The sequence below is a fragment of the Gluconobacter sp. Dm-74 genome (genome assembly GCF_018256135.1).
Classification (GTDB): Bacteria; Pseudomonadota; Alphaproteobacteria; order Acetobacterales; family Acetobacteraceae; genus Gluconobacter; species Gluconobacter cadivus.
The window spans coordinates 1-13277 of record NZ_JAERLX010000010.1 but is presented as its reverse complement, the minus strand read 5'-3'; the positions used below and the strand labels follow the sequence as shown (position 1 = coordinate 13277).

Here is a 13277-nt window from a genome sequence, read left to right as displayed (position 1 = left end):
CCTGCTCGTTCTCACGAGATGTGAACCTTGCCACAGCTTGGGGATAAGAAAGTATGTGAACCTTGCCACATCCTTAGACAGGGTTCTAAGGATGTGAATGTTGCCTCATGCACAGAAAATTACATCTAGAAAAATGCTTTTAAAACAGTAGGTTATAAAAGTTATTAATGTGAACCTTGCCAACCAATCTATATCTTCAATAAGAATCTTATATATTGCTCTGTAGGCAAGGTTCACATCTCTCTGACTTCAAAGCAAAACCTGTGGATGAGGCAAGGTTCACATTGCGTGTTCTAGATTTGCATGTTTCAGTCCTCGGCATAGAACACATATGTACAGTTGCAGGACGAGGCATTGAAGACAAAAAAGCTCCACGACCTCGTTCTTCATCATGGGCCAGAAGAAACTGTCAGATCAGCTGAGAGCGCAGTTCTCGCCAGAGAGGAGAGCCTGGATCCTCAACTTTCCCTACTAGACGCCTTAGCAGGCAGATCTGGTCGTAGGATTGCCGATACAGCTCTATCTGCCGTTGTCCGTGAAGCTGAAGGAAGGGTAGCACCAGGACATTCGTATTCCGCTTGGTCGCTAACAGGTTTGCCACATCGCGACATTCCTTTGGGAACCGACTGGCGTATCCGCGGCGATTTCGCTGATCTAGTCATTCGTCCAGGAATTCGCATCGAAGAAGAAGGCGAGGAGCAACTCGGCGTTCCCTTCGGGACTATAGCAAGACTTCTGCTTATCGACTGGCAAAGCCGTTCGATAGAAACAAATTCTAGGGAAATTTATATAGGGAAATCCCCCGCTGAGCTCGCGAGCCGAATGGGCTTAGGCCGCGGAGGGCCAACAAATAACCGGCTTAGGGAACAATTAGAGCGTCTTGTGAACTGCACTATCACCTTCCGTTTTGGTAAAGATGACGCCGGTGTTATAGTCAATGAACGGATTGTGGAAGCGTACAAGTATTCAGGAAAGGTCGATCCTAGGTCGAAAAGCAAGACAAGATGGATCGAACGTATTGTTCTGTCTGAAGCCTACTTTAATGAGCTCAAGAAGCATCCTGTAAGAATCGACAGAGAGGCCATCAAAGATATTCAGACATCACCACAAGCAATTGATGCGTACCTTTGGTTAGCCTTCAGACTTCACGTTTTGCAATCTGACACCTTCGTCAGTTGGCCATCACTTTGGAAAAGTTTTGGTCATCAATACAAGCTATTGAGAACATTCAAACGGGAGTTTCTAGAACCCTTTTCAATCGCTCATGCAGCTTACCCTAATTCACGGGTTGATATTTCTGAGCGAGGCATCACCCTAAAGCCTTCTCCTCCACCGGTACCATTAAAAGCCTGAATGTCTTTAAACCTGACAGTTAGACTGATCCACTTTGTTCGAACAGCCGGCTTCGGGGCGCCCTTCGAACTTACAGATAGATCCGCATGGCGCGGATTGCCGCCTGTTTGTTCTGGCTCCCTTGAGGTGCCAGCGAAGCATCATGCCACAAATGTCAGCGTCGGACGCCCCGACATACAGGCCTTTGTTGGCTCACTTGTGGGGCATGGGTCGAGCAAAGGCGTGTTCGTCACTACCTCATCCTTCAGCACCCCGGCAGTGGAATTCGTCCGCCATCTGAGCCAGCGCGTCATTCTGATCGATGGAGCAGCGCTGGCCGATCTGATGATCGAACATGGCGTGGGTGTGCGTGTCAGCCGCGCGGTCTGGATTTCTTCGATCCGGGCTGAACGACCCTGTGCGGCCAAATATGTGCCGTCGCGCAGATGGGGCTGTCGATCGCCTGAAGATCACTTGAAAATCGTGCTCTGATCCCCGACAGTCTTCTGTGACGAAGTGTGGATCTTTCTTCATGTTGCGCTCAACGAGATCACAGGCGCATGTGTGAGATTATCGAGCGTTGTGGAGATTTCAGTGACAGCCGACCATGAACAGACTGCTGACGATGTTGAAATCACCACAGAGGAAAAAAAGCCCGAACTTCGGATCGTCTTACAGGAAACAGTCAACGCCAGCCTGTGGGAAAACAGCGTCCCCATCCTTGAAGAACTGGAATTCGACAACAGGACCGAAAATACATACCCGGTTGTTGAAATAACCATTACCAGCGAGCCGCATTTTCTGACGCCTCGGTCGTGGATGCTCCAGCAGATCGGTCCCGATGAGCTTCGTGTTCTGAACGATCGTGATCTGACCCTGGATGGCTCATTGCTTTCGGCCCAGACCGAGGCATCAAGGGCCGTAGTGACCATCGTCGCCCATGCGGGAGAACAGGAACTTGCGAAGGTAACACGCGATGTCCGGATGCTTGCCCGCAATGAATGGGGCGGCCTGTCCGGTATCCCCGACATTCTCGCGGCTTTTGTCCTCCCCAATGACCCTGCCATTGCCCGTATCCTGCGCAGTGCATCCGAGATCCTCCGACAGGCTGGTCAATCCCCTTCACTGGAAGGTTATCAGGGGGACAAGGCGCGCGTATGGGCGCAGGCTCAGGCGCTGTGGTGCGCCATCTGCGCACTGGATATTACCTACATCAATCCACCTGCGTCTTTCGTTGAAAATGGCCAGCGTATCCGCCTTCCAACACAGGTTGTCGAGGAACGTCTGGCGACCTGTCTCGATACGACCGTTCTGTTTGCCGCATGTCTCGAAGCCATTGGTCTGCGTCCCCTGATCGTCCTGACGCGCGGGCACGCCTTCGCGGGCCTGTGGCTGGCCCAGCAGGATGCGGGTTCGTCGGTGGTTCAGGATCTGCCTGGCATTCGTAACCGCTTGAAGCTCGACGATCTGCGTGTCTTTGAAACGACTTTAGCGACGGCAGCACGCAAACCCAGCTTCACCGCAACATGCGAGCGGGGCGAGGCCCATCTGCGCGACATAGACGATGACGATCCGGATGCGTTCCGTGAAGTTATCGATATTCACCGGGCACGCCTGCGCCGTATCCGCCCCCTCTCCACCTCTGCCGCTTCGCCAAGGAACGAAGCAACAGAAACCGTATCCAATGATTCAGCGGGACAACCGACGTTCGAGGCCCCTCCCCCATTGCGTGAGGAGCGTGAAGAAGAGCGCCTGCCAGACCGTCCGGCAGATCGCGTGCAGAGATGGTGCAATCGCCTGCTCGACATGTCCGCGCGCAACCGGCTGCTGAACCTTCCTAAATCCGATCGGCAATTGATTGAACTCGACTGCCCGGATACGGCTGCGCTGGAAGACATGGTGGCGGAGATGCGCGCCGGCAGCAGTGCCAAACCGCTACGTTTTGTCGCGGCCCCGGGGCTCATGGACGACGATGATCCCAGAAACAAGGCTCTCCATGAGGTACGACATCACGAAGACGCTTCCAGAGCGTATGCGCTGGAAGCCCTCAAACGACGCGAGATCGTCGTCCAGCGGAAAGAGGACAGGCTTCAGACCGCACTGACCGAAATTTATCGTCATGCCCGAAGCTCCGAACAGGAAGGCGGCACGAACGTACTTTTCCTGACCATCGGGGCGCTGGCCTGGACATCTCAGGACAAATCCAGGCCCTATCTCGCACCCCTCATTCTCGTTCCGGTCATTCTGGAAAGAGCCAGCATAAAGTCACCATTCACATTACGGGCGCACGGGGATGAAACCCGTATCAACACAACGCTGCTGGAAATGCTGCGTGCCGAATACGATATCCGGATCCCCCTGCTGGAAGGTGATGCGCTTCCGGAAGATGAGTCCGGCCTTGATGTTCCAAAAATTATCGAAGCCTTCCGGTTGCATCTTCGACACATTCCGGGATGGGAAATTCGCGAGCATGTCAGCCTGACGACATTGAGCTTCGCGAAATTCCTGATGTGGAAAGATCTGCTGGAACGGAAAGAGCATCTCGCGACAAATGACGTTGCCAGCCGTCTGCTGAACGGGGTGCAAGACGGCGGACAGACCGGTTCTGCACTGGCGGACGGCTTTAATCCTGCTGGCGATCTCGACGACGCTCTCGCCAAAGCCGATCTCGTTTGCCCGATGGAAGCTGACTCATCTCAGCTCAAGGCTATCGCACGCGCAGCAGCGGGCGAAAATTTTGTCCTGATCGGGCCGCCCGGTACAGGGAAAAGCCAGACCATTGGCAACATCATTGCCAACACGCTCGCGCAGGGTCGTACGGTCCTTTTTGTGGCTGAAAAACGGACGGCCCTTGAAGTGGTCCGTGCGCGTCTGGCCAAACTGGGCATTGCTGAGTTCTGTCTGGATCTATTCTCGCCAAAGGCGAACAAGATGGCGGTGCTGCAACAGTTCCAGACCGCACAGGCTGCGCTTGAGGATTTCCAACCTGAGGAATATTCGCGCACAAAGCAGACGCTTGACACCATTCGTACCGAACTTAACGCCTACGTCCGCGATCTCCATAAGCCCCGTCGCAATGGCTGGACGCCCTATCGCGGAATTGGTGTCACTCTTCGTGCTCAGGAATCCTCCATTACCCGCATTCCTCTGGAATGGGCCAATGCGGATGTTCATTCAAAAACCGATTACGATGCGCTGGTCCAGTCCGTTGAAGATCTGTCGACCCTTTATGCCCGTATCGGAGATGTTGTCGTATCACCCAGACTGGCAGGTCTTGAACAGACGGACTGGTCACCGCTATGGGAAGGCAAACTGCTTGACGCCGTCAAGGAAGCACTCTCCGCCCTCGACACGCTAAGAGAGGCGGCGCTGAGCGTTACCAAGGCGCTTTCGCTGCCTCAGAACAATCTTTCCCATCAGCGACTTGAGCAGATCAAAGCGTTTTGCTCCCATCTTCTGTTGCCCCACGCAGTGGCATGGAGCTTCACGGAAAGCGCCCGCGAAACACGCGATGCCGTATTACTGGAACAGGAATCTGTTGCGCGGTGCCACGCCCTGACAGCAGATCTTGATACCCGCTGGAAAGACAGCATACGATCTCTTTCGCTGGCTGAAACACTTGCGGAATGGCGTACCACCAAGGAAAAATGGCTGCTTGCGCGTTCCATGGGGCAAAAAGCTATCCGTAAGCGGCTTGAGCCTCATGCCATCGCCCTGCCTGAAGACTGCGAAAACGACCTTGAGGCTCTTGTCGAACGCGCGGCCCTTCTTGAAAAGCTCGGGAATGCTTCTCACAAGACAAGCATCGGTCCGATGTGGCGGGGTCTGGAGACTGACTTCGACGCAATCAACGCCGCATTTGGCTGGGGACAGGAAACACGCACTCGCCTTGCGGGCTGTACAGCCGAAACGGGAGAACTGCTCACTGCTCGCGCCCACCTCAGGACGCTGCTGGCAGAAGGTCAGGATCTTCTGGCCCCTGGCGGAACAATCCACGCATCCCTGACCCGTTATCTCGCGGCATTTGCCAACCTTGATGCCGCCCTGAAAACACTGGGAAATTGTAGCGCCAGCGACACTAGCCGCCTGATTTACCCCGAAAATCCTGCCTGGCTCGAACAGACCGCTGACAAGCTGCGGGACTGGAAAGAGGCGGCCCGTGAACTGCGTGACTGGTGTTCATGGCGTCGCGCCTGCCATCAAGCCACGCAACTCGGTCTAACACCCATGATCGAAGCCATCGAACACGGGTTAGTCGCGCAGGACGACGTGCTGGCCGTTTTCGAAGCCAATTATGCGCGCTGGTGGACCATGCACGCCGTCAGTGATTCTGCTCTGCTGAGTAGTTTCGTGGCTGCAACCCATGAAGGGCGCATCATCAAGTTCCGCGAACTGGACGAAAAGCTGAAAACCCTGGCCATTCGTCTGATCCGTGCACGCCTTGCCGGACGTATCCCCGGTGAAGCCGCGCGGCAGCACGATCCAGAATACAAAGTTCTGACACGCGAGATTGCCAAGAAAACCCGTCATCTTCCGCTCCGTCAATTGGCTGAAAAGATGCCAGGCGCCCTTCGGACCCTCACGCCTTGTCTCATGATGAGTCCGTTATCGGTCGCTCAGTATCTGCCCGCCGACGCAGATCCGTTCGATCTTGTCATCTTCGACGAAGCGTCCCAGATCGCAACATGGGACGCAATTGGCGCCATCGGTCGTGGCAAGCAGGTCATCGTGGTTGGCGATCCCAAGCAACTGCCGCCCACGGACTTCTTCACCGCGGGTCGAGCGGCGGCTGATGCTGATACATCCGACGAAATGACCGATCTTGACTCGATCCTTGACGAATGCCTCGGGGCGGGTATCCCGGCCATCAGTCTGGAGTGGCATTATCGCAGTCGTCACGAAAGCCTGATCGCTTTTTCAAATCAGGCTTATTACGGTGGCGATCTGGTCACCTTTCCGTCACCGGTCACGGCGGATCAGGCCGTTTCTTTCCGCTTTGTCCCGAAAGGGATTTATGAACCCGGCAAAAATGGGTCGCACACTAATCCTGCGGAGGCGCGGATGGTGATCGCCGAGGCTGTCCGGATCATGCGCGATGGTACCGATCGCTCGGTTGGTATCGTTACGTTCAACGGAGAGCAGCAGAAACTGATTGTCGATCTTCTGGATGCTGAAGTCCGCAAAGACCCTGCGCTTGAAAGGTTCACGGGCGAGCAGGCTCATGAAGCGGTGCTTGTGAAAAATCTGGAAAACGTGCAGGGCGAAGAGCGTGATGTCATGCTGTTCTCACTCACGTACGGGCCTGATATCGCAGGCAAAATCTCCATGAATTTTGGCCCCCTGAACCGTGACGGCGGGGAACGTCGTCTTAATGTGGCGATCACCCGCGCTCGTGAACAGTTAATCGTGTTTGGGTCGCTGCGGGGGGATCAGATTGCGATAGAACGAACACGTGCCGCAGGTGTTCGGGATCTGCGCCGCTTCCTATTGTTCGCTGAACGAGGCCCAATGGCTCTGGCCAGCGCGCATGAAGGATCTGTCGGAGGGTATGACAGTCTCTTCGAAGTCGAAGTTGCGACGATGCTTCAAGCAAAAGGATGGGAGGTCACGACACAGGTCGGTGTTTCCGGCTTCCGCGTGGATCTTGGCGTCATTGATCCCGATTTACCCAGCACGTTCCTCGCAGGCGTCGAATGCGATGGTGCCACATATCACCGGAGCGCCACGGCACGCGATCGAGACAGGCTGAGACAGGCTGTTCTTGAAAATCTCGGCTGGAATATTCTGCGCATCTGGTCCACGGACTGGTGGACGAACGCCCCTCGTGAGGTTGAACGGATTGATGCTGCCCTACAGAGTTTTCTGGAGATTGCCCGTCAGAAGCGCGCTGATCAGGCAGAGCAGGATGCAGCAAAAGCTGAGGCACTGCTGAACGCGACTATAAATGAGCGCGAAGAAGAACCTGTTGTTTCGACCGAAATCCCGAAAGTTGAATCCGTTGCTGACGAACCCGTCTCAGAGCCATCACCTGAAGGGACCAAACATTTAGAGCCCCTTTATGCAAAGGCACCCGAACATATTCCATCAGATGACGCGACCAGTTCGGATGTCGAGGCTGATCCATCCAGATTCACGCAGGACGATTATTTGCCGACGTTAGCGCGCCTTGTCATTCGCACAATCGATCAGGCAAAGGTCATTCGAGAAGATGTTCTTATTCAGACCCTGTCACGGGCACACGGTTTCAGTCGCGTCGGTAGGGAGATTCGTGAACGCGTCCAACGCGCTATTCCCTCATCAATGGCGCGCACCGAGGAAGATGTTGGCACTTTTCTGTGGTCGGATCGACAGCCTGTCGTTTCACGGCTATCCTTGGCATCATTAACGGCTGAGAAATCCTTGGACCCGGCGCTAGTCCCTCTTGCAGCCCTCGTAGACCTCGCCTGCCGCGCTATCGCCATCGACTGCCCAGACGAGGATGCCATTGCAAGAATGCGCGATGCCTGCGGCATGAGCCGTATGGGACAGGCAACGCGCGCTCGCTTCGCCACGGCTCTAAATGAAGCGCGCCGTATGAAAGATGCACACGACACGCCTCATCTATAGGGAAGCGCTGCTTGCTCCTTTTGAACTGATACGCTTTCAAAGGGATTAAAAACCGTAATACCCGTTCTTTGGAAATGTCGCAGAAGGGGGGTTTGCGGAATGTCCACTTCGTAGGTCTGATCCGCTAAAAGCGGACATTGGACCATTTTCGGCTTGAAGCGGAGCTTACTGACGTAGTATCTACTATGTAGACACATATAGGAGAGGTCCAATGCTTGGAACCGTTCGGAAATGGGGAAACAGCGCCGCCATTCGTTTGCCGGCCAATATCCTTGAAGCGGCTCACCTGCATGTTAATCAGGCCGTTGATGTCCGGGAAGAAGATGGGCGTATCATCATTCAGCCGGTTCGACCTGATACCCTTTCTCTGGAAGCCCTGACCGCTGCGATTACGGATGATAACCGCCATGGTGAAGTGAATTTTGGATCTGAAGTCGGTGGAGAGATTTGGTAAATGTCGGCGTGGGTGCCAGACTGCGGAGACATTGTCTGGCTGGAGTTTGATCCTCAGGCAGGGCGTGAACAGGCCGGACATCGCCCGGCTGTCGTACTGTCTCCCACAAGCTATAACAAAAAATCCGGGATGATCGTCTGTTGCCCGACAACGACAAAAGTCAAAGGGTATCCTTTTGAAGTCCCCTTGGCAGGAGAACCGACAAGCGTCGTTCTCTCTGATCAGGTTCGCAGTCTTGACTGGCGTGCCAGACGGGCAAAGCATAAAGGCCGGGTTTCTGAAGGCGAACTTGAAGCAGTACGCGAGCGAGTTCGGCTCCTGATCGGGTAAGAACCCGAAACAGGGAATGCGTCCTTTTCGCTTTCCCTGTCACAGTGAACAGGCCCCCGCTGGTTCCAACTGCTTATACGGTGATCGTCCCGGCAATGCGGGTGACGACATCCCCACCGATCCAGATATCGTCATCGACCTTCTCTACGAAAACGCGCCCGGCTCTTCCTAATGCGGCGCCCTGACTTGCCACATACTGCGCTGGTGCGACGCCGCTTTCGATCAGCCATTGAGCAATCCCGGCATTGAGACTTCCGGTCACCGGATCCTCCCACCCCTGTCCGTCTCCGACAAAGGCTCTTACCTCAAACTGGGCATTTGTTCCGTCACGAACGGGATCCCACGCACCGACAATACCCACGCGCTGCCCCTTCAGCATCTGCCAGTCCGGCTGAACGGCCAGAACGTCCCCGCAGCTGCGCAGTCGCAGGACCATCCAGCCGGGGCCGTTATCCGCCCATTGCGCATCGAGAATATCGTCAGGTGCCAGACGTAAAGCCGTGAAAGCATGCGTCAGATCATCCTGTCCGACAGGGCCGCTCCGGCGCCTTGGCGGAGCGGCAAAGGAAAGTCGCTCGGCCTGTCTGCACACCGGAACAAGACCCGCACCGCATTCCTGTATGATCGCATCGGATTTCGGTGTGCCTCCCAGAGACTGCCAGACGAATGCGCTTCCGAGCGTTGGATGCCCGGCAAAAGGCAGTTCAGTCTGTGGCGTGAAGATCCGCACACGATAATCGGCATCCGGGTGCGTCGGCCTGAGAAGAAAGGTCGTCTCGCTGAGATTGGTCCAGTTCGCGATCTGCGCCATCTGGACATCAGGCAGGCCATCCGCCCCGACGATGACAGCGAGAGGATTACCCCGAAAGGGCTCGGCGGAAAAAACGTCCACCTGCTTGAAAGTGAGGTCCATCGTCAGGGTTCCTGCGTTGTCGGGCCGATCCATGGATCGATTGCGCCGGCCAGATGGGTCAGTGCCGGGCTGTGGAAGGCCGCCACCGTTCGGTTAAAGGTTTCATGATGGCAGTCTGATCGTATGATCAGTTCCTGCGTCGGAATGGAAAGACCATCCATGGCTCCGCAGGCTTTCAGGGCGGCTCTGTCGATCCTGACCAGCAGGCGCCGTGCCCTGGCAGGATCGCTCAGATCCTGACGAACATAGGAAACATAGACCGGATCCGGACTGTCTTCGGCCTCCTGTGCCAAGGCAGGTTTATGGATGGCCATGAGAAGCAACAGCCCTGTGAAGATTGCGCTGAGCACTCCCAACGCTTTCACCATTTCCGGGATCTGTGTGGAGATACTTGCCTCAGGTCGCAGGCGTGCGAGGTCCGTGACTGATTGCAACATGAGAAGGCCTTATTGTAATAGTACAATGAAGACGAATCGATTCGATTGTTCTAGATTGACAACTCCTTCAAAGAGTTCAATCACTATATTGTCCTATTCCAATAACACTAACGGAGCCGGATATGTGGCAACCCGAACTTCAATCCGGCCCCATGCCACTGTACGAGCGGCTTGTCCTGGCCATGGCGCAGGATATCAAGACGGGACAGCTCGCTCCCGGCACAAAGCTGCCCCCCCAACGTGATCTGGCGTTCCGGCTGGGTGTGAGCGTAGGAAGCGTGACGCGAGCCTATGCGGAAGCAGAACGGCGGGGGCTCTTGTCCGCTCACGTCGGGCGTGGATCGTTCGTACGGGGTGCATTACCAGCCGTCCCGGATGTTCCCACGATAGAGCGCGGTTCTGTCGCGAGACAAAGCAGAAATGGACCGATCGACCTGCGCTGCAATACGCCACCACCTGTTCCCCTGATGGTGGACCTGAATTCTGCTTTGGCTGCACTCATGGCGCGTGGAGCACTCGATCCTGCCGTCCATTACGTTCAGGGCGCGGGTTTGGCACATGTCCGGGAAGCAGGGGCGCAATGGATCGCACGGCATTACGGGCTGGATTTTGACGCCGGAAATCTGATCCAGTGCAACGGTGGCCAGCACGCTATTGCACTGGTTTTCTCGTCGCTCTGCGCTCCAGGCGATACCGTTCTGTGTGAGTCCTCGACGTTTTACGGCGCACGCATGGCGGCGGACCATCTGGGCCTGAAGTTAAGGGGCCTGCCGATGGATGACGAAGGACTGCTACCCGAGGCTGTTGACCGGGCAGCAGCAGAAACCGGCAGTCGTCTGCTCTTCACGCTGCCGACGCTTCACAATCCAACGACCCGGACCATGTCGGAGCAGCGCCGGCAGGAGATTGCGGCTGTCGCAAGAGCACGTGATCTGCTGATTCTGGAGGACGATGCCTACTACGCGTACTCCGAACGCCCGCGTCAAATCGTGTCCTATGCGCCCGAACGGACATTGTATCTTGCCAGTCTCTCCAAAGGAATCTGTCCGGGCTTCCGTCTGGCCTTTCTGGCACTTCCGCCAGATCTACCACGGGAAAGGCTCATGCGGGGTATCCGGGCCCTGGGGTACTGCCCGCCCGCGTTGGGAGCGCTGGTGTTCAGCCAGTGGGTCGAAGATGGCCGGATTGATGCCATCGCACAGGCCGTTCAGGCAGAAGCAACAGCCCGGTGGAATCAGTCACGTTTCGTGCTGGGTGATCTTGTTGCGCGACCGGGAGCCTCGCATTCGCCTCATGCCTGGATGCCCATGTCGGCGCTCGACGCCGAACGGGTGACCGCGCGACTGCTGCGTGCCGGTGTGGAAGTCACGCCCCCTGACGCATCTGCGGTCTGCTCTCAGGCGGATACCGGCCTGCGCCTCTGTCTCGGTGCCCCGGAAAGCAGAGAAGAACTGGATCGCGCGCTCGCAATCATCAGGGAGGTTGTTACCGGGCACGGAAGTGCCGACCGGGACGGAATCATCTGACCCGGCGTACCCGTTGATGGCGTAGGACAGGTGGTAATGGGGGGGAGAGCGGAATGACCGTTTTGGAGCGCAAAAGGTGACAATCGGTTCACTTTTAGGCTCATGCCTTACAACCAGAATATGATGGCTTGCGGTCCCTTTTACGCAAACACCGGATAAGCAATAATCCGAATAATCCGAATAAACCGATAGATCATTTTGTCGAAATTCTCTAAAAAATGAGGGCGAGAGACGTCAGTAACGCGTATCGTTATGTTGATAAAAGTTTATTATAATAGGAATATGTTGAATGAACAAAAAAAGTAAACAACATAGATTAGAAAACGATACAGTATATCATGAATTAATTCATGATATAGAAAAAATAATATATGATTGCCGCGTTTCAGTGTTTACTCACGACTTCACATACAAGCCGTGTCACTCCTCAATAGAATGCCATAAAACAGAAAATGCAAGTGAGATAGTATTTATACCGTTTACTGAAGAAAAATCATATCGTAATATATTATCGATACAAATTTCTAGAGATTTATCTGAATTTGAGTTAAAATTAATAAAAGAATTACTGAAAATATATAACGTAGATATAGAAAAATTTCCATATTATTCCCATAATGATATGTGGATTTCTCTCAGAAACACTAGAATTCTGCGAGTTATTTCTAGAATTTCGGTATTTCCGTCAGAAAACTTTATGGAGTGGGCGGATACGATGGAAAAAATATGTAGAATGTCTCATGAAGGTGAATCTTTTTCTCTTAATTTGTTTTTACTTAGGAATAAAAATAATATAAAAATTCCGAAAGGCGGTGAACTTATAGATCTCCCAACCGGTATAATTAGGATGGATCAATTATTAAGTTATAAATGGATTAGAGCTATTGCAAATGATAGAGATATTTCTCTAGTTGCGTTAAATGTGTCTGGAGTATCTTCGTTTGTGATAATTCCTACAAACAACAGAGAGAAACGTTTCTCAAATATTCATCACTCTTACGATAGTCTGACCTCCCTTGTAAATAATGGAGTTGAATTAATATCCGCATCTAATAATAATGATTTATTTATTGTTTTAAGGGGAGGAAATGTATTTTTAAATACAAGAGCTGGGTGGAGATACTACAATATAAAACCCCTTGAGAGTACTATAAAAAGACATACAAGAAGTGAAAAATTATCTTTTTTGATATCGAAATTAATTTTCGAAAAAAGTTTTGAACGTAATGGCTGCATATTTTGTATAATAGATAAAAAAGATTACTATAAATTAGTAAACCCCGAGAAGGAAAGTTTTTTTAAAAAAAACATTGGAAATCGAAACATTGGAAATGAAATTAGTTACGCTATGGCGAATAAATTCTCGTCTATAGACGGGGCTGTTATTTTATCAAAAGAGGGAGATATATTGGGGATTGCATGTAATTTAGAAGTCAATTCAAGAATAAATTTAGAAAAAAAATATGCCAAAAAAAATAAATTGATAGAAGGGTCAAGAAAAAACGCCGCTATTGAGTCAAGTCGGTTTGGTATTTCTATATGCGTTTCGGATGATGGGCCGATTAATGTATTCGAAAATGGATATTTATTATACACAATAGACTAGGTCCCGTTGACAAGAGATTCAATCCAAAGCCTCGCGGCGGCGATATTGAGGAAGCTCATGAAGGACACGGCGG

At 53.1% G+C, this 13277-nt stretch carries 9 protein-coding genes; 7 read left to right on the top strand and 2 right to left on the bottom strand.

Going from position 1 to position 13277, the window contains the following annotated elements:
* Positions 1-354: 354 nt before the first annotated feature.
* The 5 genes from JK208_RS12660 to mazF all read left to right on the top strand — a co-directional run bounded on the left by JK208_RS12660 (position 355) and on the right by mazF (position 8722).
* Positions 355-1353 (top strand): replication protein RepA, encoded by a 999-nt coding sequence (locus JK208_RS12660; RefSeq protein WP_249198264.1) that lies wholly within the window; start codon positions 355-357, stop codon positions 1351-1353.
* A gap of 126 nt (positions 1354-1479) precedes the next feature.
* A complete protein-coding gene (locus JK208_RS12655) occupies positions 1480-1824 on the top strand; it encodes a restriction endonuclease (protein WP_349291997.1) in 345 nt (114 codons plus the stop codon).
* Between the two features lie 102 nt (positions 1825-1926).
* A complete protein-coding gene (locus JK208_RS12650) occupies positions 1927-7938 on the top strand; it encodes a DUF4011 domain-containing protein (protein ID WP_349291996.1) in 6012 nt (2003 codons plus the stop codon).
* 211 nt (positions 7939-8149) lie between these two features.
* On the top strand, positions 8150-8392 hold the full coding sequence (locus tag JK208_RS12645; protein WP_211576418.1) for an AbrB/MazE/SpoVT family DNA-binding domain-containing protein: 243 nt from the start codon (positions 8150-8152) through the stop codon (positions 8390-8392).
* Positions 8393-8722: an endoribonuclease MazF gene (mazF, locus tag JK208_RS12640; protein WP_194268082.1), complete on the top strand. Its 330-nt coding sequence runs from the start codon at positions 8393-8395 to the stop codon at positions 8720-8722. It begins immediately after the preceding gene.
* 73 nt (positions 8723-8795) lie between these two features.
* Here the strand turns inward: mazF and JK208_RS12635 are convergent, their stop codons facing one another.
* Both JK208_RS12635 and JK208_RS12630 read right to left on the bottom strand, forming a co-directional pair.
* A complete protein-coding gene (locus tag JK208_RS12635) occupies positions 8796-9668 on the bottom strand; it encodes a PhzF family phenazine biosynthesis protein (RefSeq protein ID WP_249202149.1) in 873 nt (290 codons plus the stop codon).
* The gene (locus JK208_RS12630) at positions 9638-10072 is read right to left on the bottom strand and encodes a UrcA family protein (RefSeq protein ID WP_211576417.1); all 435 of its coding nucleotides are present in this window, start codon (positions 10070-10072) and stop codon (positions 9638-9640) included. The genes JK208_RS12635 and JK208_RS12630 overlap by 31 nt, the downstream gene beginning before the upstream one ends.
* 122 nt (positions 10073-10194) lie before the next feature.
* On the opposite strand from JK208_RS12630, the gene JK208_RS12625 reads away from it, so the two are divergent.
* Both JK208_RS12625 and JK208_RS12620 read left to right on the top strand, forming a co-directional pair.
* On the top strand, positions 10195-11598 hold the full coding sequence (locus JK208_RS12625; RefSeq protein ID WP_211576416.1) for a PLP-dependent aminotransferase family protein: 1404 nt from the start codon (positions 10195-10197) through the stop codon (positions 11596-11598).
* 289 nt (positions 11599-11887) lie between these two features.
* Positions 11888-13204 carry a hypothetical protein gene (locus tag JK208_RS12620; protein ID WP_211576415.1) on the top strand — a complete coding sequence of 439 codons (1317 nt, stop codon included), beginning with the start codon at positions 11888-11890 and terminating at the stop codon, positions 13202-13204.
* Positions 13205-13277 lie beyond the last annotated feature (73 nt).

Excerpts from the sequence above, each read along its gene's own strand:
- JK208_RS12645 (WP_211576418.1), top strand. The coding sequence starts at position 8,150 with ATGCTTGGAACCGTTCGGAAATGGGGAAACAGCGCCGCCATTCGTTTG.
- mazF (WP_194268082.1), top strand. The coding sequence starts at position 8,393 with ATGTCGGCGTGGGTGCCAGACTGCGGAGACATTGTCTGGCTGGAGTTT.
- JK208_RS12635 (WP_249202149.1), bottom strand. The coding sequence starts at position 9,668 with ATGGATCGGCCCGACAACGCAGGAACCCTGACGATGGACCTCACTTTC.
- JK208_RS12630 (WP_211576417.1), bottom strand. The coding sequence starts at position 10,072 with ATGTTGCAATCAGTCACGGACCTCGCACGCCTGCGACCTGAGGCAAGT.
- JK208_RS12625 (WP_211576416.1), top strand. The coding sequence starts at position 10,195 with ATGTGGCAACCCGAACTTCAATCCGGCCCCATGCCACTGTACGAGCGG.
- JK208_RS12620 (WP_211576415.1), top strand. The coding sequence starts at position 11,888 with ATGAACAAAAAAAGTAAACAACATAGATTAGAAAACGATACAGTATAT.